The sequence below is a fragment of the Nocardioides glacieisoli genome (assembly GCF_004137245.1).
GTDB lineage: Bacteria > Actinomycetota > Actinomycetes > Propionibacteriales > Nocardioidaceae > Nocardioides > Nocardioides glacieisoli.
Genome location: NZ_SDWS01000004.1, coordinates 100,073 through 121,290, shown reverse-complemented (window position 1 = coordinate 121,290; position 21,218 = coordinate 100,073). Strand labels below are relative to the sequence as shown.

The 21,218-nt window shown below is 70.3% G+C and carries 19 protein-coding genes; 12 read left to right on the top strand and 7 right to left on the bottom strand.

Annotation, left to right across the window (positions count from 1 at the left end):
* Positions 1-20: 20 nt before the first annotated feature.
* Genes EUA06_RS10355 through EUA06_RS10340 form a run of 4 tightly spaced genes read left to right on the top strand, consistent with a single transcriptional unit; the run spans position 21 to position 5,155 of the window.
* A complete protein-coding gene (locus EUA06_RS10355; protein WP_129475277.1) occupies positions 21-938 on the top strand; it encodes a diacylglycerol kinase family protein in 918 nt (305 codons plus the stop codon).
* The gene (locus EUA06_RS10350) at positions 935-3,730 is read left to right on the top strand and encodes a DEAD/DEAH box helicase (protein ID WP_129475276.1); all 2,796 of its coding nucleotides are present in this window, start codon (positions 935-937) and stop codon (positions 3,728-3,730) included. The genes EUA06_RS10355 and EUA06_RS10350 overlap by 4 nt, the downstream gene beginning before the upstream one ends.
* 24 nt (positions 3,731-3,754) lie before the next feature.
* Entirely contained in the window at positions 3,755-4,693 is a 939-nt protein-coding gene (locus EUA06_RS10345) for a 5'-3' exonuclease (protein WP_340640789.1), read from the top strand.
* Between the two features lie 9 nt (positions 4,694-4,702).
* A complete protein-coding gene (locus tag EUA06_RS10340; protein ID WP_129475274.1) occupies positions 4,703-5,155 on the top strand; it encodes an Lrp/AsnC family transcriptional regulator in 453 nt (150 codons plus the stop codon).
* 111 nt (positions 5,156-5,266) lie between these two features.
* Here EUA06_RS10340 and EUA06_RS10335 read toward each other — a convergent pair whose 3' ends face one another.
* Positions 5,267-6,214, bottom strand: a complete 948-nt coding sequence (locus EUA06_RS10335) for a type IV toxin-antitoxin system AbiEi family antitoxin domain-containing protein (protein WP_165354336.1) — start codon at positions 6,212-6,214, stop codon at positions 5,267-5,269.
* A gap of 214 nt (positions 6,215-6,428) precedes the next feature.
* The gene (locus EUA06_RS10330; RefSeq protein WP_129475271.1) at positions 6,429-7,895 is read right to left on the bottom strand and encodes a KamA family radical SAM protein; all 1,467 of its coding nucleotides are present in this window, start codon (positions 7,893-7,895) and stop codon (positions 6,429-6,431) included.
* Between the two features lie 146 nt (positions 7,896-8,041).
* On the opposite strand from EUA06_RS10330, the gene kdd reads away from it, so the two are divergent.
* The 7 genes from kdd (at position 8,042) to EUA06_RS10295 (ending at position 15,117) form a co-directional block, all read left to right on the top strand.
* Positions 8,042-9,124 carry an L-erythro-3,5-diaminohexanoate dehydrogenase gene (kdd, locus tag EUA06_RS10325; protein WP_129475269.1) on the top strand — a complete coding sequence of 361 codons (1,083 nt, stop codon included), beginning with the start codon at positions 8,042-8,044 and terminating at the stop codon, positions 9,122-9,124.
* On the top strand, positions 9,124-10,719 hold the full coding sequence (gene kamD, locus EUA06_RS10320) for a lysine 5,6-aminomutase subunit alpha (RefSeq protein ID WP_129475267.1): 1,596 nt from the start codon (positions 9,124-9,126) through the stop codon (positions 10,717-10,719). The genes kdd and kamD overlap by 1 nt, the downstream gene beginning before the upstream one ends.
* Positions 10,716-11,471: a lysine 5,6-aminomutase subunit beta gene (kamE, locus tag EUA06_RS10315; RefSeq protein WP_129475265.1), complete on the top strand. Its 756-nt coding sequence runs from the start codon at positions 10,716-10,718 to the stop codon at positions 11,469-11,471. The genes kamD and kamE overlap by 4 nt, the downstream gene beginning before the upstream one ends.
* Entirely contained in the window at positions 11,468-11,872 is a 405-nt protein-coding gene (gene kal / locus EUA06_RS10310) for a 3-aminobutyryl-CoA ammonia lyase (RefSeq protein WP_129475263.1), read from the top strand. The genes kamE and kal overlap by 4 nt, the downstream gene beginning before the upstream one ends.
* A gap of 442 nt (positions 11,873-12,314) precedes the next feature.
* The gene (lnt, locus tag EUA06_RS10305; RefSeq protein WP_129475261.1) at positions 12,315-13,850 is read left to right on the top strand and encodes an apolipoprotein N-acyltransferase; all 1,536 of its coding nucleotides are present in this window, start codon (positions 12,315-12,317) and stop codon (positions 13,848-13,850) included.
* A 26-nt stretch (positions 13,851-13,876) separates the two neighbouring features.
* Positions 13,877-14,599: a polyprenol monophosphomannose synthase gene (locus EUA06_RS10300; RefSeq protein ID WP_129475711.1), complete on the top strand. Its 723-nt coding sequence runs from the start codon at positions 13,877-13,879 to the stop codon at positions 14,597-14,599.
* A complete protein-coding gene (locus EUA06_RS10295; RefSeq protein ID WP_129475259.1) occupies positions 14,596-15,117 on the top strand; it encodes an FxsA family protein in 522 nt (173 codons plus the stop codon). The genes EUA06_RS10300 and EUA06_RS10295 overlap by 4 nt, the downstream gene beginning before the upstream one ends.
* Positions 15,118-15,152: 35 nt before the next feature.
* Here the strand turns inward: EUA06_RS10295 and EUA06_RS10290 are convergent, their stop codons facing one another.
* The 3 genes from EUA06_RS10290 to EUA06_RS10280 form a co-directional block, all read right to left on the bottom strand.
* On the bottom strand, positions 15,153-15,533 hold the full coding sequence (locus EUA06_RS10290; RefSeq protein ID WP_129475257.1) for an RNA polymerase-binding protein RbpA: 381 nt from the start codon (positions 15,531-15,533) through the stop codon (positions 15,153-15,155).
* 252 nt (positions 15,534-15,785) lie between these two features.
* Positions 15,786-17,147 (bottom strand): MFS transporter, encoded by a 1,362-nt coding sequence (locus tag EUA06_RS10285; RefSeq protein WP_129475255.1) that lies wholly within the window; start codon positions 17,145-17,147, stop codon positions 15,786-15,788.
* The gene (locus EUA06_RS10280) at positions 17,144-17,929 is read right to left on the bottom strand and encodes a glycerophosphodiester phosphodiesterase family protein (RefSeq protein WP_129475253.1); all 786 of its coding nucleotides are present in this window, start codon (positions 17,927-17,929) and stop codon (positions 17,144-17,146) included. Before EUA06_RS10280 ends, EUA06_RS10285 begins: the two co-directional genes overlap by 4 nt.
* Before the next feature lie 35 nt (positions 17,930-17,964).
* Here EUA06_RS10280 and EUA06_RS10275 point away from each other — a divergent pair, with 35 nt between their 5' ends.
* Positions 17,965-18,225 carry a zf-TFIIB domain-containing protein gene (locus EUA06_RS10275; protein WP_129475251.1) on the top strand — a complete coding sequence of 87 codons (261 nt, stop codon included), beginning with the start codon at positions 17,965-17,967 and terminating at the stop codon, positions 18,223-18,225.
* Positions 18,226-18,231: 6 nt separating this feature from the next.
* On the opposite strand, the gene EUA06_RS10270 is transcribed toward EUA06_RS10275, so the two are convergent.
* Positions 18,232-19,755, bottom strand: coding sequence for a helix-turn-helix domain-containing protein (locus EUA06_RS10270; RefSeq protein ID WP_129475249.1), 1,524 nt, complete (start codon positions 19,753-19,755; stop codon positions 18,232-18,234).
* A gap of 36 nt (positions 19,756-19,791) precedes the next feature.
* The gene (locus EUA06_RS10265; protein WP_129475247.1) at positions 19,792-21,213 is read right to left on the bottom strand and encodes an SGNH/GDSL hydrolase family protein; all 1,422 of its coding nucleotides are present in this window, start codon (positions 21,211-21,213) and stop codon (positions 19,792-19,794) included.
* Positions 21,214-21,218: the final 5 nt, after the last annotated feature.

Sequence of the window (21,218 nt, the reverse complement as noted above, 5' to 3'; positions counted from 1 at the left end):
TGGGGGATAGGGTCGCGCTCATGCTCGATCCGTCACGTTCGGACGGCTCCGTCCGGGGTCGCGAGATCGCCCTGTTGACCAATCCGACGTCCGGCAAGGGGAAGGGCGCGCGCAACCGTGACGTGGCCCTGGCCCGGCTGCGGGAGAGCGGGTTCGTGGTGCGCAACCTCCAGGGCCGCGACGGCGACGAGGCGCTCGACCTCGCCCGCGGTTGCGTCGCCGACGGTGTCGAGGCGCTCGTGCTCTGTGGTGGCGACGGCCTCGTGCACCTCGGCGTGCAGGCAGTCGCCGGCACCGGCGTACCCCTCGGCCTGATCCCCAGCGGCACGGGCAACGACGTCGCCCGCTACCTCGGCCTGCCGCGCACCGACCCGCTTGCTGCCGCCGACCGGGTGATCGCCTCGCGGCGGCGCACCATCGACCTGGCCCGCAGTGGCGACCGCTGGTTCGTCACCGTGCTGGCCGCGGGATTCGACGCGATCGTCAACGAGCGCGCGAACGCGATGACCTGGCCCAGGGGACAGATGCGCTACAACCTCGCCACGCTCGCCGAGCTGCGCACGTTCCGGCCGCTGCCCTATGTCCTCCAGCTCGAGAGCGACGAGGGGGTCGAGACGGTCGAGCACGAGGCCATGCTCGTCGCCGTCGGCAACGGCCCGTCGTTCGGCGGCGGCCTGCGGATCACCGAGGGTGCCCTGCTCGACGACGGCCTGCTCGACGTCGTGGTGATCACCCGGATGAGCAAGCCCAAGCTGGTGCGGTCCTATCCCCGCCTGTTCACCGGCAAGATCGGTGGCGTCGCGGAGTACGTCCACCGGCGGGTGCGCTCGGTCACCGTCGCCGCGCCCGGCATCGTGGCGTACGCCGACGGCGAGCGCTTCGGCCCGCTGCCCCTCACCGTGACGTGCGACCCCGGCGCACTGGAGGTCATCGCATGAGTGACCAGGACCTGACGCCCGCCGAGCGCTATGCCGCGTTCCAGCGCGAGAAGCCCTACCCGATGCTCAAGGAGTTCTCCGGCCTCTACGGCTTCGAGCTCGACGACTTCCAGGTGCGCGCGTGCCAGGAGATCGAGGAGGGCCGGGGCGTGCTCGTCGCCGCGCCCACCGGCTCCGGCAAGACGATCGTCGGCGAGTTCGCGATCCACCTCGCGCTGCAGACCGGGCGCAAGGCGTTCTACACGACGCCGATCAAGGCACTGTCGAACCAGAAGTACCACGACCTGGTGAAGCGCTACGGCGCGGACAACGTCGGCCTGCTCACCGGCGACAACGTCGTCAACGGCGAGGCACCGGTCGTCGTGATGACCACCGAGGTGCTGCGCAACATGCTCTACGCCAGCTCGCGCACGCTGCTCGGCCTGGGCTACGTCGTGATGGACGAGGTGCACTACCTCGCCGACCGGATGCGCGGTGCGGTCTGGGAGGAGGTCATCATCCACCTCCCGGAGTCGGTCACGCTGGTGTCGCTGTCGGCCACCGTCTCCAACGCCGAGGAGTTCGGCGAGTGGCTGGCGACCGTCCGGGGCGAGACCACCACGATCCTCGAGGAGAAGCGGCCCGTCCCGCTCTTCCAGCACGTCATGGTCGGTCGCCGGCTGCTCGACCTGTTCGCTTCCTCCGACGTCGATGCGAGTGCGGGGTTCGTGAAGGAGGGCGCGCCGGTCAACGACGAGCTCACCCGCATCGCGCGCGACGACTGGGCCAGCACCCGGCTGATGCGGGACCGCAAGTCACCGCGCAAGGGCAAGCCGGGCTCGTCGAAGAACCCGCGCGCCGTCGGCAACGGCCGCCGCGTGTGGATCCCGAGCCGGGTCGAGGTCGTCGAGCGGCTCGACCGCGAGGGCCTCCTGCCCGCGATCATGTTCATCTTCAGCCGGGCCGGGTGCGACGCCGCCGTCAGCCAGCTCGTCGGTGCCAACGTGCGGCTGACGACTGCCGCCGAGCGGGACGAGATCTTTGCGCGCGTCGAGGAGGCTTCGCGCACCCTGCCCGAGGAGGACCTCCAGGTTCTCGGCTACCACGAGTTCCTCGACGGGCTGACGCGCGGCATCGCGGCGCACCACGCCGGCATCCTGCCCGCCTTCAAGCACGTGGTGGAGGAGCTGTTCCAGGAAGGGATGGTCAAGGTCGTCTTCGCGACCGAGACCCTCGCCCTCGGCATCAACATGCCCGCCCGCACGGTGGTCATCGAGAAGCTGTCGAAGTGGAACGGCGAGACGCACGCCGACCTGACCCCGGGGGAGTACACCCAGCTCACGGGTCGGGCCGGTCGTCGCGGCCTGGACATCGAGGGCCACGGCGTCGTGCTCTACCAGCCCGGGATGAACCCCCGCGAGGTCGCCGGCCTGGCCTCGACACGTACGTATCCGCTCCGCTCGTCGTTCCGGCCGTCCTACAACATGGCGGTCAACCTCGTGCACCAGTTCGGCCGTGCCCGCTCGCGCGAGCTGCTGGAGCAGTCGTTCGCGCAGTACCAGGCCGACAAGGCCGTCGTCGGCCTCGCCCGCCAGGTGCACAAGGCGGAGGAGGCCCTCGAGGGCTACCGGGACGCGGCGCACTGCCACGTCGGCGACTTCATGGAGTACGCCGCCATGCGCCGCAGGATCACCGACCTCGAGAAGGGCGCGGCCCGCGACCGCCGTCAGGACCGACGGGCCGAGGCCGTGGCGTCCCTGGGGCGGCTGCGACCCGGTGACGTGATCAAGGTCCCGGCCGGCAAGTTCAGCGGCCTCGCGGTCGTGATCGACCCGGGTCACTCCGGGGACGAGCCGCGTCCCTACGTCGTGACGGCGGACCGCCAGGCCCGACGGCTGGCGGCGATGGACTTCCCGGTCCCGGTCGAGGCCATCGGGCGGATGCGGATCCCGAAGAGCTTCAACGGCCGCAACCCGGCCATGCGGCGCGACCTGGCGACCCAGCTGCGTGCCCGGGCCCGCGACGACGACGCCCCAGCCCCGCGTCGTACGAAGCAGGACTCCTTCGCGGACACACCGGCCGACCGCGAGATCGGGCGGCTGCGCGCCGACCTCAAGGCGCACCCCTGCCACCAGTGCCCCGAGCGCGAGGACCACGCGCGGTGGGCCGAGCGCTACTTCAAGCTCGAGCGCGACACCGAGACGCTCAGGCGCCGTGTCGAGACGCGCACCAACACCGTCGCGCGCACGTTCGACCGGGTCTGCGACGTGCTGACCGCGCTCGGCTACCTCGACGGAGACAAGGTCACCGAGGAGGGGTCCCACCTGCGGCGCATCTACACCGACATGGACCTCGTCGCGGCCGAGGCGATCCGGGCCGGGCTGTTCGAGGACCTCACGTCCTCCGAGCTCGCCGCGGTCCTGTCGGCGCTCGTCTTCGAGGCACGGCGCGCCGACGACGCGTCGTCGCCGAAGATCCCCGGCGGCCAGGTGCGTCCGGTGCTCGCGGAGCTGGTCCGCGTGTGGGCACAGCTCGACGCACTCGAGCGCGACCACAAGCTCGACTTCCTCCGCGAGCCCGACATGGGATTCGCCTGGGCGGCGTGGCGCTGGGCCGAGGGCGACGACCTCGACGACGTGCTGATGGTGACGGGTTTGTCCGCCGGTGACTTTGTGCGCTGGATGAAGCAGCTGCTCGACCTCTGCGGCCAGGTCGCCGACGCGGCCGGTGACAGCGCCGTGCGCACCACGGCAAGGGCCGCGGCGAAGTCGCTCAAGCGTGGCGTGATCGCCTACAGCGTGCTGGCGGAGTGATCGCGCTGTGGCAGGCTCCCTGACGTGACCACTCCATCTGGCCGCCTGATGCTGCTCGACACCGCCTCGCTCTACTTCCGCGCGTTCTTCGGCGTGCCCGACTCGATGAAGGCGCCCGACGGCACACCCGTCAACGCGGTGCGCGGGCTGATGGACTTCATCAGCCGGCTGGTGGGGGAGTACGACCCGACCCATCTGGTCTGCTGCTGGGACGACGACTGGCGTCCGCAGTGGCGCGTCGACCTGATCCCGTCCTACAAGTCGCACCGCGTGGTGGCCGCGCGGCCGGGCTCGACACCCGACGTCGAGGAGGTGCCGGATCCCCTCGAGACCCAGATCCCGATCATCCTGTCGGTGCTCGAGGCCTACGGCATCGCCGTCGTCGGCCACCCCGAGATGGAGGCCGACGACGTGATCGGCACCCTGGCCACCGGCGCCGGGATGCCCGTCGACATCGTCACCGGCGACCGCGACCTGTTCCAGCTCGTCGACGACGAGGCCGAGGTGCGGGTGCTCTACGTCGCCCGCGGCGTCAGCAAGCACGAGCGCGTCGACAACGCCTGGGTGCGCAACAAGTACGGCGTAGACGCCCGCCAGTACGCCGACCTCGCGACGCTGCGCGGCGACGCGTCCGACGGCCTGCCCGGCGTCGCGGGCGTGGGCGACAAGACCGCCGCGACCCTGCTCAACCGGTTCGGGACGATCGACGCGGTGGTCGCCGCCGCCAGCGATCCCGACTCGGACATGGGGCCCGGTCCGCGCGGGAAGATCAAGGAGGCGCTCGACTACCTCGACGTCGCACCCGAGGTGGTCGCCGTACGCCGCGACCTGGACCTCGGCTCGCCGGACACCACCCGGCCGCGGACGCCCGCCGACCACGACGCTGTCATGGCCCTGGACGAGAAGTGGGACCTCGGTTCGTCAGCCGTGCGGCTGGTGCAGGCACTGTCGGGCTCGCACTAGTCTGGCGAGGTGAGTGCTTCCGAGGTCGAGTCCAAGGACCGGCAGATCCTGTCCCTGCTGGCGGTCGACGGCCGCATGTCCTACACCGACCTCGGCAAGGCGACCGACCTGTCCACCTCGGCCGTGCACCAGCGGGTCAAGCGGCTCGAGCAGCGCGGCCTCATCACGGGTTACGGCGCCACCGTCGACCACGACCAGCTCGGCCGTCCGCTGACGGCGTTCATCTCGATCACCCCGATCGATCCCTCGCAGCCCGACGACTATCCCGACCGGCTGCGGAGCATCCCGGAGATCGAGTCCTGCTGGTCGGTGGCGGGGGACGAGTCCTACATCCTCAAGATCCGCGTCGCCACCCCTCGCGACCTCGAGGACCTGCTCGCCCGCATCCGCGGTGCCGCCGGTGTCTCGACCCGGACGACGATCGTGCTCTCGACGCCCTACGAGAACCGCCCGGTGGAATAGCCGTGTCTGCCCTCCGCAGACCTACTTAGTGATCCCCGGCTGACCGGGGATCGCTGAACTTGTCAGGCCGTGCACGGGCCGACAGGTTCAGCGAGCGGCCGACAGGTGGCCTCACGCGGCCGGGCGCAGGAACAACGTGCGGATGCGCGACGCGGTGGCGGCCGGCTTGTAGAGGTCAGCCCAGACGATGCGGATGCACCTCCACCCGGTGATCTCGCAGATTCGTGACTCGCGCTGCTTCTCGCGAAGAACGCAGTCCACGACGGACTCTCCCTCGCGCCGGTACGCCAGGTACTTCACCTTGCCGTCGAACTCGAGGAACACGCCCAGGTGCGGCCACGCCAGGTCGACCCGCGCGATCTCCACACCGCGCTCGTCATGGATCGGATAGTTGGGGATCGGCGCCGGGAGGTGTTGCGCCCAGCACAGGAAGCGCGCTCGGGTCTCGCCCACGGACTCCGAACGCCCGTCGGCAAGACGAAGGACGAGGTCAGTGGCAAGGCTCCGCGGCCAGTGCGTCATCGACTCGTAGCGCGTCCTCAGCTCTTCGATGGTCGTCAGACCACGGTGGAGCAGGTGGTCGATCTCGACCAGGGCGTGCTCGACGTCGAGCACCAGAGTGAGCTCGAGCGCTGTGCGCGTCGCGCTCATCACCTCCCGTCCGTTGCGCTGGACCGTGTCGCCCTCTTCCAGGACGCCCCGGTGCTGGACGATGCCGGCCTCCGCTCGCCCGGCACGCTCGTCGGACCGCGTCAGGTGCACCGTGGACAGGTCGCACTCCCACAGCGGAGCGTCGTACTCGCCGGCTGAGCTCGTGTGGCTGAGGATCACGTGAGTCCGCGCCTGTCGTACGGCGGCGCGGCACAGGATCGCGTACCTCTGGTTGTCGCTCAGCCCTGCCCAGCCGTCACCGAAGACGTACGCTCCACGCCGCACGCGCACCCACGCGCCATTCCGGACCAATCCTTGGATCGCGTGGTCGTGGTAGCCGGCGGCCAGGGCCTCTTTGCGCGTGAACACCCCGTGCTCCGCCACCAGTGCTCGCAGTCGTGCCTCCATGGAACTGACCATGGCCGGTGCAATCCGAGCGTGCGAGCGACATAGCGGCGCCCTGGGGACAAGTGCCGCGGCCATGCGCCTGTGGACACCGAATGGCTACCTTGAGGCGTGGCCGCGGCCTACTTGATAGGGGTCCGCTGAACTTGTCAGGCCGTGCACGGGCCGACATGTTCAGTGATCCCCGGCTGACCGGGGATCACTGAAAAGCCCCGCCTCAGTAGGCCTGGAGGGCGGCAGTACGCCGGGAGGCCTCGGCCATCTCCGCGGCCTTGAGCGAGGCCTCGTCGAGGCGGCCGTGCTGCTCCCACCACTGCTGGCCGGACTCGGGCAGCGTGTGGATCGGGTCGTAGTACTCGTAGTAGCGCGAGAGGGCCTCGTCGTCGGTGGCCTCGATGGACGTGCGGTAGTTCTTCGTCCAGTAGGAGATGCCGCGCTCGGTGTCGTAGTCGGCGAGCTGGTGCACCCAGCGCTTGCCGACGAACGGCACGTCGCACACGATGCGCGGCGTGGCGAAACCGGGCAGGTAGCCCATGATGTGGTGCTGCAGCCGCTGCGCGTCGGCGACCGAGACTCGCCAGTGCTCCGAGAACGGGATCATGTCGCACATGTAGAAGTAGTAGGGCATGATCTGCGCGCCGTCGAGCAGGCGGAAGCACAGGTCGAGGAGGGCGTGCGGGTCGGCGTTGACGCCGTCGAGCAGCACCCCCTGGTTGCGTACGTCGCGCAGGCCGGCGTCGAGCATCGCCCGGGTCGCCTCGGCGACGATCGGCGTCACGGAGTTCGCGTGGTTGGTGTGGGTGTGCATCGCGAGCGAGACGCCGCGCGAGCGGGCGATCGTGGCGACGCGGTTGACGCCCTCGACGACGTCGGGCTGCAGCCAGTGCTGCGGGAGGCCGATGAGCGCCTTGGTCGCGAGCCGGATGTCGCGGATGTTCTCGATCTCCATCACCTCGGTGAGGAAGGCCTCGAGGCGCGGCCACGGCATGTTGGCCACGTCGCCGCCGGAGACCACGACGTCGCGCACCGAGGGCGTACGACGGAGGTAGTCGAGCATGTCGCCGATGCGGTCGTTGGGCTTGCCGCCGAACTTCAGCTTCTCGATCACCGGCGTCGAGTTGCCGACGAGGTCCATCCGGGTGCAGTGGCCGCAGTACTGCGGGCAGGTCGGCAGGAGCTCGGCGAGCACCTTCGTCGGGTAGCGGTGCGTCAGCCCTTCCGTCGCCCACATGTCGTGCTCGTGGAGCGAGTCGCGCGCGGCGTGCGGGTGGGAGGACCAGTCGGTGCGGCGGTCGGAGAACACGGGGATCATGTAGTGCCGGATCGGGTCGACGTAGAAGTCGTCGGTGAGCGAGCCCGGCCCGTGCGGCTCGACGGCCGGCGCCATGGTGTTCATCATCTGCGGCGGCACGAGCATCGACATGGTGGCACGCTCGGCCTGGTCGCGCTCGAGGTCGGCGTAGAACCGCTCGTCGAGGAGATCACCCATCAGCTCGCGCAGCTGCTTGACGTTCTTGATGCAGTGGGCACGCTGCCACTGCACGGAGGCCCACTCCTCGGCGGTGACGTCCTTCCAGCCCGGGAAGCGCCTCCAGTCGGGCTCGACGAGCTCCACCCGCTGGTAGGGGTAGGGCTGTCCGGTGGAGAGGGCGCCGTCCAGCTGGGTGGCGGTCTCGATGCTCATGGGGTCTCCTTGCAAGGGCATGACGGCGCGCCGGTTGTGTGTGCGGCGACACATCTGGAATGCTACGCGGAGTTCCTGCGGCCAGTCCAATGCCGCGCCGCAAGATTTGCTGTGTACTTGGTGCTTGACGAGAAGGACTACCTGTTATGAATGCGTCGACGGGCATCCGCACCGGCGATCCCACCGGCCTGCACCGCGTCCTCGACGACGGCGTCGTGCTCCCGCAGGCCGCCCAACGCCTCGACCCCCGCGCCGAGCTGTGGCCCGACGAGGTCCGCGTGCGCGTCGAGCGGCTCAACCTCGACGCCGCGTCCTTCCGCCAGCTCGAGCGGGCCCACACGAAGTACGGCGAGACCGACGGTGACGCCGTCCGCGCGGAGGTGCTCGACATCGTCGCCACGCGGGGCAAGATGCAGAACCCCGTGACCGGCTCCGGCGGCATGCTCGTCGGCACCGTCGAAGAGGTCGGCCCGGAGTCGCCCCTCGGCCTGGCGGTGGGCGACCGGGTCGCCACCCTCGTCAGCCTCACCCTCACCCCGCTGGTCATCGAGGACGGCCTCGCCGCCTGGGACGGCCGCAGCGAGCAGGTGCCGTGCGACGGCTACGCCGTGCTCTTCGGCCGCTCGATCGCCGCCGTCATCCCCGACGACCTCGACCCCGCCCTGTCGCTCAGCGTGATGGACGTCTGCGGCGCACCGGCCCTCACCGCCCGCGTCGTGGGGGAGTACGTCGACCGCGCCCAGCAGGACGGGGCCAGCGCGCCGACCATCGCGGTCATCGGTGGAGCGGGCAAGTCCGGCTCCCTGAGCCTCGCGGCTGCGCGCGCCGCAGGCGCGGCGCGCACGATCGGCGTCGTCCCGCACGCCGGTGAGCACGAGCTCCTCACCGGGGCAGGTGTCGCCGACGTGGTCGCGATCGCCGACGCCCGCGACCCGATCGCCCTGCGCGACGCGGTCACCGAGGCCGGTGGTCCCGCCGACGTGACGGTCGTCTGCGTCGACGTGCCCGGCTGCGAGGGCGGCGCGATCCTCGCGACCGCCGAGGGCGGCACCGTGATCTTCTTCTCGATGGCCACGAGCTTCAGTGCGGCCGCGCTCGGCGCCGAGGGCCTCGCGGCCGACGTGCGCATGCTCGTCGGCAACGGCTACGTCCCCGGCCACGCGGCGTACGCCATGGAGCTGTTGCGGGCCGATGCCGGCGTCCGCGGACTCTTCGAGCGGAGGCTCTGATGGCGCTCACGAAGAAGAGGACCAGCCAGCTCGGCATCGACAAGGCCGACGTCCGCAAGGCGAGGACGCTCGCCCGCCAGGTCGGCAAGCCGATCGTCGACCTCGCGACGCAGCACACGACGGTGAGTGTCGAGCGGGCCACGCTGCGCCTGGCCGGCCTCGGTGGCGCGGACCCCGACGGCACACCGTGGGTCAACCGTCTCGCCGACGCCGTACGCGCCGACGTCGAGCTCGAGCACGGCGTCAGCCTCCCGGTCTGGGACGCCCTGCTGCGCGGGGAGGGCGACGACCTGCTCACCCTGGCCCAGAAGGCAGCCGCCGGTTCGGTCACGTTCCGGATCCCGGCGGGCAAGGACGCGACGCGCGCCCGCGCGGCCTCGCGCAAGGCGGTCGCCGCCGGCATCAAGCAGATCGACCGGCAGCGCACCGCCCGCGAAAGGATGATCGCGAAGGTCGGCGACGCCCCGAGCAAGCCCTGGATCTACCTCATCGTCGCGACCGGCGACATCATGGAGGACATCCCGCAGGCCCAGGCCGCCGCTCGCGAGGGCGCCGACGTGATCGCGGTGATCCGCTCCACCGGGCAGTCGCTGCTCGACTTCGTGCCCGAGGGCGCCACGCGCGAGGGTTTCGCCGGCACCTACGCCACCCAGGAGAACTTCCGCCTGATGCGCGCGGCCCTCGACGAGACGTCGCGGGAGCTCGGCCGATACGTCCGGCTCACCAACTACGCCTCCGGCCTCTGCATGCCGGAGATCGCGGCGCTGGCCGGTCTCGAGCGGCTCGACATGATGCTCAACGACTCGATGTACGGGATCCTCTTCCGCGACATCAACCCGATCCGCACGTTCGTGGACCAGCGCTTCAGCCGCCAGGTCCACGCCCGCGCCGGCATCATCATCAACACCGGCGAGGACAACTACCTCACCACTGCCGACGCGGTCGAGGCCGCGCACACGGTGACGACGAGCCAGCTGCTCAACGAGTACTTCGCCAAGGAGGCCGGCCTCGAGGACTGGCAGCTCGGCCTGGGCCACGCGTTCGAGATCGACCCAGAAGTGCCGGACTCGTTCCGCCTCGAGCTAGCCCACGCGATGCTCGCCCGGGAGCTCTTCCCCGACGCGCCGCTCAAGTGGATGCCGCCGACGCGCCACATGACCGGCGACATCTTCAAGGGCTACCTCCTCGACGGGTTCTTCAACCTCGTCGGAGCGATGACCGGGCAGGGCATCCTCCTCGTCGGGATGATGACCGAGGCCGTCGTGACCCCGTGGATCTCCGACCGCGACCTCGCCCTGCAGAACGTCCGCTACGTCATGAACGCCGCCGGCAACCTGCACGAGGACTTCCACCCGTCTCCCGACGGCTTCATCGCCAGCCGCGCCCGCGAGGTGCTGGGGGAGGCCATCACCTTGCTGCAGGACATCAAGGACGACCGCGACGCCGCCGGCGACCCGCCGTTGCTCGCCGCCATCGCCGACGGCACGTTCGGCCTGATGAAGCGGCCGGCCGACAAGGGCCGCGGTCTCGACGGGGTCGCGAAGAAGGCGGCCGACTACTACAACCCGGCGACCGAGATCCTGGAGACCCCATGAGCACCGGCCTCATCCGGCCCTACGGCGACACCACCGGCGACGGGATGGTGCAGCTGTCCTTCACCCTCCCGATCGCGCACTCCAAGGTGGCCGAGGGCGCCGCGGCGCAGCTCGCCAACAAGATGGGCATGGACCCCGCGCTCGTCGTGCACGCCAAGCCGATGGGGGAGGGCTTCACCTTCTTCGTGGTCTACGGCCGGGTCAACCACCTCGTCGACCCCAGCACCGTCGAGGTCGTCGAGCGCGACTACCCGCTGCTCACGCCCAAGGAGGCCAACGCCGCCATCAAGAGCTCGCTGCGCCGCCGGCTGGTCGTCGTGGGCGGGTGCATCGGCACCGACGCCCACACCGTCGGCATCGACGCGATCCTCAACATCAAGGGCTTCGCCGGCGAGAAGGGCCTGGAGTACTACCGCGAGCTCAAGGTGGTCAACCTCGGGGCCCAGGTGTCCGTGCCGCAGCTCGTCGAGGCCGCACGCGAGGAGAAGGCCGACGCCGTCCTCGTCTCCCAGGTCGTCACCCAGCGCGACGCGCACCTGCTCAACACCCGGGAGATGTCGGCAGCGTTCCGCGAGGCCTACCCCGCGGCCAAGCGGCCGCTGCTCGTCGTCGGTGGGCCCCGCTTCGACGAGACCATGGCAGGCGAGCTCGGCGTGGACCGCGTCTTCACGAGGGGTACGACGCCGGGCGAGGTCGCGTCCTTCATCGTGCACCGACTCACCAGACCCACCAGCGGAGAGAAGGCCTCATGAGCGCGACCGATCAAGCCCGCGTCGGAACCGTCGTCACCCATCGCCGCTACGTGCCCTACTCCCACGCGCACTACGCCGGCAACCTGGTCGACGGGGCCTACAGCCTCGGTCTCTTCGGCGACGTCGCCACCGAGATGTGCATCGTCCTGGACGGCGACGAGGGACTGTTCGCGTCCTACTCCGACGTCCAGTTCAGGGCCCCGGTGCGGGCCGGCGACGTCCTCGAGATCACGGCGACCCTGGTCAAGGAGGGCACCCGGAGCCGAGTGATGGACTTCGCCGTCCACGTCGTCAGCCGAGGTGCTCCGACCGACGCCGCTCCGGGCGCGGCGGAGGTCCTCGACCCGCCGGTCGTGGCGACCACGGCGACCGGCACGGTCGTCGTACCGCCGTCGTCCTAGACCGCTTTCGCCGCCGATGCACACGGCCTCGGCGTGTCCTCGGCGACACGCCGATGGCGGCCAGATTTGAACGAAACAATCCGGTGCCGAGCACGACGCGCTGACCTGCGGTTTCGCGCGTCGTCGCAGGTCAGACGCGTGTTGACAGCATCGCCGCGTGGAGGGATCGTTCCGAGGTCCGCCTGTGCAGCTCGTGGGTGGCGCCGTCGGCAGTGAGAGGTCAGACGTGGGGTACGCGAAGCCAGCGATGCCCACCGTCTCGCTTCTGGTCGTCTGCGCTCCGCGGGAGCCGGATGCGGGAGGAGCCACGCGGCCGTAGACAACTTCGCGTGATCACCAGCCAGGTGGTCGCGTGTCGGTCCGAAGCCGCGGCGCTCCTCCCGCACCCTGCAGGTCCCACTGGCCGACGGGCCGTCGAGGCGCGTCGGCTACGGTCTGGGACGTGCCGCTCCGCTGCCTCGTCGCCCTCGTCGGCGGACTCGTGCTCGCGGCGGCCTTCGAGCCCGTCGGGTACGCGTGGTTGATGCCGCCGGCGATCGCAGCGCTGGTCCTCTCGGTGCGCGGCCTGCGGCCCGGCCGGGCGTGGCTCCCGACCCTGCTCTTCGGCATCACCTTCTCCTATGCGGTGATGGTGTGGATGCGCTCGGTCGGCACCGACGCCTGGATCGCGATGTGCGCGCTCGAGGCGTCGTTCTTCGTGCCGCTCGGCATCGGGCTCGCGTGGGCCACCCGGCTCCGCGCATGGCCGGTCTGGGCGGCCCTGTGGTGGGTCGGCATCGAGGTCTGGCGCAGTGGCTTCCCCTTCAGCGGGATGCCCTTCGGCCGTCTCGCCTTCGCCACCGCGGACACGCCGTGGGCGGACGCGCTGCCGTGGATCGGGGTGACGGGCGTGAGCCTCCTCGTCGCCCTCACCGGTACGTCGCTGGCCTGGGTGGTGCTGCACCTGCGCGACGCTCGACGACTGTCCCTCGCCGTGGTGGCGGGTCTGGCGGTCGTCACCGTGGCTCCGGTCCTCGTGCCCTTCCAGCTGGACGAGACGGGGACTACGACGGTCGCGGCGATCCAGGGCAACATCCCGGGAGACGGGACCGACATCGTCGCGGTGCACCGCGAGGTCACCGACAACCACGTCCGCGCCACCGAGCAGCTCGCCGCTGACGTGGCTGCCGGCCTGGTCCCGGGTCCCGACTTCGTCGTGTGGCCCGAGAACTCCACGGCGGTCGACCCCTTCCTCGACGCCCGCGCGCGCACAGGCATCGAGGCAGCCTCCGACGCCATCGGCGTGCCGATCCTCGTCGGCGCCATCGCCGACGTCCCCGGCGACGACAGTCAGGTGCTCAACCAGGGGATCGTCCACGAGCCCGGCCTGGGCGGTGGTGACCGCTACACCAAGCGGCACCCGGTGCCCTACGGCGAGTACATCCCGTTCCGGGGCAGCCTGATCCCGGACACCTACGGCCAGCTCCGCATGATCCCTCGTGACATGGTCCGCGGGACCGGTCTCGAGCCGATCCGGATCGCCGATGTCCTGGTCGCGGACGCCATCTGCTTCGACGTGGCCTACGACGAGGGGATCGGCGGCCAGGTCGCCCGCGGCGCCGAGCTCGTCACCGTGCAGACCAGCAACGTCCTCTTCAGCAAGACCGCGCAGCTGGAGCAGCAGTTCGAGATCAGCCGGCTGCGTGCACTCGAGACCGGGCGCTGGGTCGTGGTCGCGGCGATCAACGGCGTGTCCGGGGTGGTCCGCCCCGACGGGACGGTCGCGGACTCCGTCGGGGCGCGCGAGGCGGGTGTGCTGGTGGAGACGGTGGGGCTCAGCACGACCATCACGCCAGCTGTCCGCATCGGCGTCTGGCCGGGGCGGCTGGTGCTCGGATTCCTGGTCCTGCACACGGCACTCGTCGCGATCACCTATCGTCGTCGCCGCCGAGGCGACCACGCTGTCGGCCCGGTCGAGGAGCGGAGTGCCGCGACGTGAGCGTGGACGGGCTCGGGCGAGTCGTGATGGTGGTCCCGACCTACAACGAGTCGGAGAACCTGGAGTGGATCGTGGGCCGGCTCCGCGAGGCCCAGCCGGGTGTCGACGTGATGGTCGTCGACGACAACAGCCCTGACGGCACCGGCGAGATCGCGGACCGGATGGCCTCGCAGGACCCGGCGGTCTCGGTGGTGCACCGCACCGAGAAGGCCGGGCTCGGCGCGGCGTACCTCAACGGGTTCGCAGTCGCGCTCGAGGCCGGCTACGACGTGATCGGGGAGATGGACGCCGACGGCTCCCACCAGCCCGAGCAGCTGCACCGGCTCCTCGACGCCCTCCACAGCGCCGACCTGGTGATCGGCTCGCGCTACGTGCCGGGCGGCTCGGTGGTCAACTGGCCGCTGCAGCGCCTCGCGCTGTCCCGCGGCGGGAACCTCTACGTCCGGCTGCTGCTCGGGATCAAGGTCAAGGACGCCACCGCCGGATTCCGCCTCTTCCGCCGCACGACCCTGGAGGCGATCGACCTTGCCTCGGTGCTGTCTACTGGGTACGTGTTCCAGACCGATCTCGCCTACCGCACCGTCACCCGTGGCATGCGTGTCACCGAGGTGCCGATCGAGTTCATCGAGCGCGTGCGCGGCGACTCCAAGATGAGCGGACAGGTCGCGAGCGAGTCCCTCAAGCTCATCACCCGCTGGGGACTGTCCGAGCGGCTCGCGCAGCTCCGCAGCCGTCGGGGTCGGTCATGAGCCACCCCTCGGCACCTCGTACGCCGGCCAGCCGACGCCGGTGGCTGCGTCCCGTCCTCGTGCTCGCCTTCGTGGTCGTGCCGCTCGTGGAGATCTGGGCGATCCTCCAGGTCGGCCAGCTCGTCGGGCCGTGGTGGACCATCGCGCTGCTCGTCCTCGACTCGATGGTCGGCGCCTGGCTCATCAAGCGCGAGGGCGGCCGGGCGTGGAAGGCACTGCGGGACGCCCTCCACGGCGGCCGGATGCCGGCGAAGGAGATCGCCGACGGCGCGCTGATCCTCATCGCAGGCACCCTGATGCTGAGCCCCGGGTTCGTGCTCGACCTCGTCGGGCTGCTGCTGCTCCTGCCCGTCACCCGACCCGTCGCGCGGCGGATCCTCACGAGGTTCTTCGAGCGCCGCCTCGTCGTCGGGACCACCTTCGGCCCCGGCCTCGGCGGTCCGTTCGGACCGGGAAATGGCCGACGCCCCGGAGCCGGGCCCGAGGGCCCGGTCGTCCGGGGCGACGTGGTCGACTGACCCTGGTCCAGGTCGAGACCTGTCAGGCCCAGTCCTCAGCTGACCCGCTTCTTGCGGTTCGCCCGGTGCAGGTGCGCGGGACCGATCTCTCCGCCGCGCAACAGCTCGAGGCGCTCCTTGAGGATGTCCTCGAGCTCCTTCTCCGAGCGGCGCTCCAGGAGCATGTCCCAGTGCGTACGAGCGGGCTTCTCGACCTTGGCCTCGGGCAGGATGCCCGCCGTGCTGAGTGCCTCCGCCCCACAACGGGGACACTCCCAGACCGCCGGGATGTCGGCCTCGACCGACATCGTCACCTCGAACTCGTGTCCCTGCTTGCACTGATAGCCGACCTGCTGACGAGCTGCGAACTCGATGCCGCGCTCGTCCTCAAAGCTCTGGCCACCGAGCCTCGCGCCACGCAGTGTGCGCTCCGCCACCGTGCCCACCTCCAAATGAGTTGCTGACCCCGTTTTTGTCCGGGTTGTGAATGAGACGGGCGAACTCGTGGTCCGTGACGCCGCTCGTGACGGCGCGGCCCGCCTCCGTGATCTTTCAACCGTAGCGGGGGAGCCCACATTCCGCTGATTCGCTGAGCGTGGATCGGGCGCTCAGGCGAGGAAGGCTGCACCCCTAGGGGTGCAGCCTCCTGTGGTTATGGCCCGTCACAAGGGTGACGCGGATCACATGGGTCAGATCACGCGGGGGACGTCGTTCCCGGCCTCGCGGATGCCGCGCTCGGTGTCGACCCGCGTCAGGAGGAGGCCGCCGATGACGAAGAACGCGATCAACGCGAAGATCGCCGGCCGGTAGGAGTCCGTCACGGCGAGGACGATGCCGAACGTCGCCGTGCCGAACCAGGACGTGCCGCGATCCATCGCGTGGTAGAAGCTGAAGTACTCCGCCTCCTTGCCCCGCGGGATCAGCAGGGAGAAGTACGACCGGGCCAGCGCCTGGGTGCCACCCAGGACGACGCCGATGGCGGCACCCAGGGCCAGGAAGAACGGCACGTTGCCGGCCGGGATGACCAGGCCGACGGTCACGATGACCATCCAGATGACCAGGCCGATGAGGATCGTCCGCTTGGCGCCCAGCCTGCCGGCGAGCCGCCCGAAGACCAGCGCGCCGCCGAAGGCGACGAACTGCACCATCAGGATCGTTGCGATCAGGACCGTCTGCGAGTGCCCGAGCTCTTCGGCGCCGAACACCGACGCGGACGCGATGACCGTCTGGATGCCGTCGTTGAAGAAGAGGTAGGCGATGAGGAAGGTCAGCGCCATCGGGTACTTGCGCATGTCGCGCAGGGTCTCCGCCAGCTGGCCGAAGCTGCGTCGCAGGGCGTTGCCCTCGACGTGCGCGACCTCGACCGGCGGGTGATCGTTGAGCCGGAGGTAGGGGATGAAGGTGAAGCCGGCCCACCAGACGGCCGCGGAGAGCATGCACAGCCGCGCCGCGAGGCCTTCGTCGAGGCCGATCGCCTCGTGCCCGAGGTAGACCCCGAGGTTGAGCACGAGCAGCAGGCCGCCGCCGAGGTAGCCGAAGGCCCAGCCGCGCGAGGACACGCGATCCCGGTCGTCCTCGTCCGAGATCAGCGGGAGGATCGAGTCGTTGACGACGCCGGCCGCGCCGAAGAACAGGTTGCCCAGGACGATGCCGACGGCGGCGAGCAGCCAGTTGTCGCCCGTGGCGAAGAAGATGAGTGCCGCGAAGAACGAGCCGGTCCACGCCAGGATGGCCAGGAGGCGCTTCTTGTTCGCCACGCGGTCGGCGTACGCACCGAGGGGCGGGAGGACCAGCGCGGACAGGATCGTCGACAGCGTGATGAGCCAGAAGAAGAGCGAGTCGGGCGGCAGCGAGAACCCGGCGACCTCGAACCTGCCGTCCTCGCCGCCGACGGCGTTCTCGGCCAGGTTGATGAAGTAGGGACCGAAGAAGACGGTGCCGATGGTGGTCGTGTAGGCGCTGTTGGCCCAGTCGTACCAGTACCAGGCCTTCTGCTCCCGGGCCTGCTCCAACGGCGCCAGGTTCGCGATCCCACTGTCCACGTGGCTCATGCGTCATCCCTCCACTGCCCGCGCGCGCGGAGCACGTCCCTGAGTATGTCCGTGCGATCGGTCATGATGCCGTCGACACCACGGTCGAGGAGGGTGTTCATCTCGATTGGGTCGTCGATGGTCCAGACGTGAACCTGGACACCGGCGGCGTGCGCCCGGCGTACGAGACCGGGCGTGACCACCACCAGGCGGCCCTGCCGGTGCGGCACCTGGAGCGCGAGCGGCCTGCCGCGGGTCAGCCACCGCGCCAGCCGGCCGCTGCCGAGGACGCGGTACGCCACTACCTCGAGCGGGTGGGCGGACGTCGCGACCCGGCCGGCCGTACGCCGCCGGAAGGCGCCCATCCGGCGCCGTGAGAACGACCCGACGAGCACCCGGTCCCAGGCTCCTCGCTCCTCGATGAAGGCGGCGAGCGCCTCGACCGAGCCCTCGGACTTCAGGTCGATGTTGAACCTCGCGCCCGGGAAGGCGTCGAACAGCTCCGCCAGCGTCGGCACCGGCTCACGGCCACCGATCGAGGCCTGCTGCACCTCGGCGTACGTCGTCTCCGCGATGCTCCCGGTGCGGTCGGTCACGCGGTCCAGGACGGTGTCGTGGAAGGCGAGCAGCACGCCGTCGCTGGTGACGTGCACGTCGGTCTCGAGGTAGCGGTAGCCGAGCTCGACGGCGTGCGCGAACGCAGCCATCGTGTTCTCGAGGCCCTCGATCTCCGGGTGGTAGGCGCCTCCCCGGTGGGCGAAGGCGAGCGGGAGGGGGTGGTCGAGGTATCCCGGTGCGTTCACGCGAGAAGTATGGGGCTGAGGAGTACCTTCAGGGGATGGAGAGCATGACGTGTCCCCAATGCCGTGCCGAGATGGACGAGCGCAACCTGGGTGAGGCCACCGTCAACCAGTGCCCCGAGGGCCATGGCGTCTTCCTCTCGCGCGCCGACCTCGGCGTGCTGATCGAGGCCGAGACCGACTGGCACCGCAACGCCGGCCAGCACACTGCCCCGATGCCGCGGATCACCGCCGACATGACGGCGCCGCCGTCCACCGGCAAGGTGTCCCGCGCCTGGGTGGAGACGCTGTTCAGCTGACTCGGACTAGATGTCCCGGAAGGTCTCGATGTTGGCGCCGAGCTCGTTGAGGCGCTCGGCGAGGTCCTCGTAGCCACGGTGGATGACGTACGTCGACCGCAGCACGCTGCGGCCCTTCGAGGCGAGCATCGCGATCAGCAGGACGACGGCCGGGCGCAGCGCCGGCGGGCAGACGATCTCCGCGCCGGAGAAGTGCGTCGGTCCCTCGACGAGCACGCGGTGCGGGTCGAGCAGCTTGACCTGGGCGCCGAGCTTGTTGAGCTCGGTGAGGTAGATGGCGCGGTTCTCGTAGACCCAGTCGTGGAGCAGGGTCTGCCCCTCGGCGACCGCCGCGATGACTGCGAAGAACGGCAGGTTGTCGATGTTGAGGCCGGGGAACGGCATCGGGTGGATCTTGTCGAGGGGGGCCCGCAGGTCGGAGGGGTGCGTGGTGATGTCCACGAGCCGCGTCTCGCCGTTGTTGGCGACGTACTCGTCGGAGCGGTCGTAGCGGAAGCCCATCTCCTCCAGCGTCGCCAGCTCGATCTCGAGGAACTCGATCGGCACCCGGCGGATGGTGATCTCGGACTTCGTCACGATCGCCGCGGCCAGCAGCGACATCGCCTCGATCGGGTCCTCGGACGGCGAGTAGTCGACGTCGACGTCGATCGAGGACCTGCCGGTGACCTTGAGGGTGGTCGTGCCGATGCCCTCGACCTCGACGCCCAGCTTCTGCAGGTAGAAGCAGAGGTCCTGGACCATGTAGTTGGACGAGGCGTTGCGGATCACCGTGGTGCCCGGGTGCAGGGCAGCCGCCATCAGCGCGTTCTCGGTGACGGTGTCGCCGCGCTCGGTCAGCACGATCGGGCGCGTCGGCTCGATGGTCCGGTTGACGCTCGCGTGGTAGGCGCCGTCGGTGGCCTTGACCTCCAGGCCGAAGGGCCGCAGGGCCGACATGTGCGGCTCCACCGTGCGCTCGCCGAGGTTGCAGCCGCCGGCGTAGGGGAGCTCGAACTCGTCGACCCGGTGCAGCAGTGGCCCGAGGAACATGATGACCGAACGGGTGCGGCGGGCGGCGCCCTCGTCGATCTGCGAGAGGTCGAGCTCGGCGGGCGGGATGATCTCGAGGTCGTTCTCGTCGCCCACCCAGCGGGTCGCGACGCCGAGGGAGTTGAGCACCTCGAGCAGTCGGTTGACCTCCTCGATGCGCGCGACCTTGCGCAGCGTCGTACGCCCCTTGTTGAGCAGCGAGGCGCACAGCAGCGCGACGCCGGCGTTCTTGGAGGTCTTCACGTCGATGGAGCCCGACAGCGTGGTGGGGCCGTCGACGCGCAGGTGCGTCGGGCCGGCGCCGAGGGCGACGATCTCGGAGTCGAGGGCCGCGCCGATGCGGGCGAGCATCTCGAGGGAGAGGTTCTGGTGGCCCTTCTCGATGCGGTTGATCGCGCTCTGGCTGGTGCCGAGCAGCTCCGCGAGCTGGTGCTGGGTGAGGCCGCGGTGCTTGCGTGCGTCGCGGATCAGGTTCCCGATACGACCCTTGTAGTCAGCCATGCCGACAACGGTATCTCAGATATGAGATAAAGCCACTCAGGCCGATCGTGAGACCCGCACCACGACGCGCTGCTTGACCGTCGGCGCGAGGCGGTCGCGGTAGGTCACGACGAGCCGGCTGCGACCACCTCCGAGGCCGCGCACCCGCAGCCGCAGCCGGCCGTCGGCCGACTCACGCAGGCGCTTGGCCTCGAGGACCTTGCCGCGCTGCGCACGACGCACGACGACCTTGCCGCGGGGGGTCGTGCCGTCCGAGCGGCGGACCCGGACGCGGAGCGTCACCGGCTCGGACCGCTCGAACCGGCGCTCGGTCGGACGGACCCGCAGGGTCGCCCTCAACGCCGCCGGGGTCGTCGGCGTCGTCGGGGTCGTCGTCGGGGGAGTGCCCGTGCCCGCGCCGTAGGTGCCGCCGGCGAGCAGGAGCTCGGAGTAGGCGATCTGTCCGAGGTCGTTGGGGTGGTACCAGATGTTGGTGTCGGGACCGCTGAACGCCTGGTGGATCCAGGTCTGCGGGTTCGTCAGCTGGGCATCGGGCTCGTGGCCGGAGAACTTCGTGGTGACGCCGCCGACGAAGCTCATCTGCCCCGGGTGGCCGACGTTGGCCGCCGCCGGGACCGTCGCGAGCTCGGCGGTGGCGTCGTTGATGAGGCTGCGGACGGCGTCGCCCGCGGGGTAGGAGCCCGACAGGTCGGTGAGGGTGAAGCCGTTGTCGACCTGGAGCCAGGGGTAGCCCAGCTGGACGATCTTCGAGTCCTCGCGCAGGCCGCGGGCGCGCAGTGCGGCGACGTCGGCGAGCAGGCCCTGCTTGATGGCCGGGATCCGGGCGCGGGCGGTGTCCACGGCTGCCCGGCACGTGGCGGCGGAGCGGGTCCCGAGGACGAAGCAGCCCTGGACGATCGTGCTGAAGCCCGCGTCGTTGCCACCCATGGTGAAGACGACGAGGTCGGTGTCGGCGGTGACGAAGTCCGCCTGGGGCCGCAGGGTGCGCGTGCAGTCGTAGGTGATGGTCGCGACGTTGACCGCTGTGGCCCGGTAGGTCCAGAACTCCTCGGCCGGGAACGTCCCGGTGTTGCAGGGGTCCGCGCTGCGGAGGTGGGCATCGGCCTGGTCCGTGGTGGTGACGCCCGCGGGCGTCGGAGTGATCCGGCCCGTCTGGGTGTCCATCGCACGCGGCGTGTGCACGTCCGGCGTACGACCGCCGCTGCAGGCGTGGTTGGCCAGGTTGACCGTCACGCCCTGGGTGCGCATCCCCGCGGCGTACCTCTCGCTCCAGTGCGTGGTGTTGCGGTAGCAGTCGGCCGGGCCGTAGGTCGTCCCGGTGGCGCCGTTGCCGGCGGAGTAGGAGTCGCCGACCACCAGCACGTCGAGTGTCTGGCCGGCTGCGGCCGGCGCCGCGGGGGCGGCCGGGACGGACAGGGCGGCGACGGCCAGGGCGAGCGCGGTGAGGAAGCGGGTCACATCGA

Coding starts and splice junctions, on each gene's coding strand:
- EUA06_RS10355 (WP_129475277.1), top strand. CDS start 21: ATGCTCGATCCGTCACGTTCGGACGGCTCCGTCCGGGGTCGCGAGATC.
- EUA06_RS10350 (WP_129475276.1), top strand. CDS start 935: ATGAGTGACCAGGACCTGACGCCCGCCGAGCGCTATGCCGCGTTCCAG.
- EUA06_RS10335 (WP_165354336.1), bottom strand. CDS start 6,214: ATGGAGGCACGACTGCGAGCACTGGTGGCGGAGCACGGGGTGTTCACG.
- EUA06_RS10330 (WP_129475271.1), bottom strand. CDS start 7,895: ATGAGCATCGAGACCGCCACCCAGCTGGACGGCGCCCTCTCCACCGGA.
- kdd (WP_129475269.1), top strand. CDS start 8,042: ATGAATGCGTCGACGGGCATCCGCACCGGCGATCCCACCGGCCTGCAC.
- kamD (WP_129475267.1), top strand. CDS start 9,124: ATGGCGCTCACGAAGAAGAGGACCAGCCAGCTCGGCATCGACAAGGCC.
- kamE (WP_129475265.1), top strand. CDS start 10,716: ATGAGCACCGGCCTCATCCGGCCCTACGGCGACACCACCGGCGACGGG.
- kal (WP_129475263.1), top strand. CDS start 11,468: ATGAGCGCGACCGATCAAGCCCGCGTCGGAACCGTCGTCACCCATCGC.
- EUA06_RS10300 (WP_129475711.1), top strand. CDS start 13,877: ATGGTGGTCCCGACCTACAACGAGTCGGAGAACCTGGAGTGGATCGTG.
- EUA06_RS10295 (WP_129475259.1), top strand. CDS start 14,596: ATGAGCCACCCCTCGGCACCTCGTACGCCGGCCAGCCGACGCCGGTGG.
- EUA06_RS10285 (WP_129475255.1), bottom strand. CDS start 17,147: ATGAGCCACGTGGACAGTGGGATCGCGAACCTGGCGCCGTTGGAGCAG.
- EUA06_RS10275 (WP_129475251.1), top strand. CDS start 17,965: ATGGAGAGCATGACGTGTCCCCAATGCCGTGCCGAGATGGACGAGCGC.
- EUA06_RS10270 (WP_129475249.1), bottom strand. CDS start 19,755: ATGGCTGACTACAAGGGTCGTATCGGGAACCTGATCCGCGACGCACGC.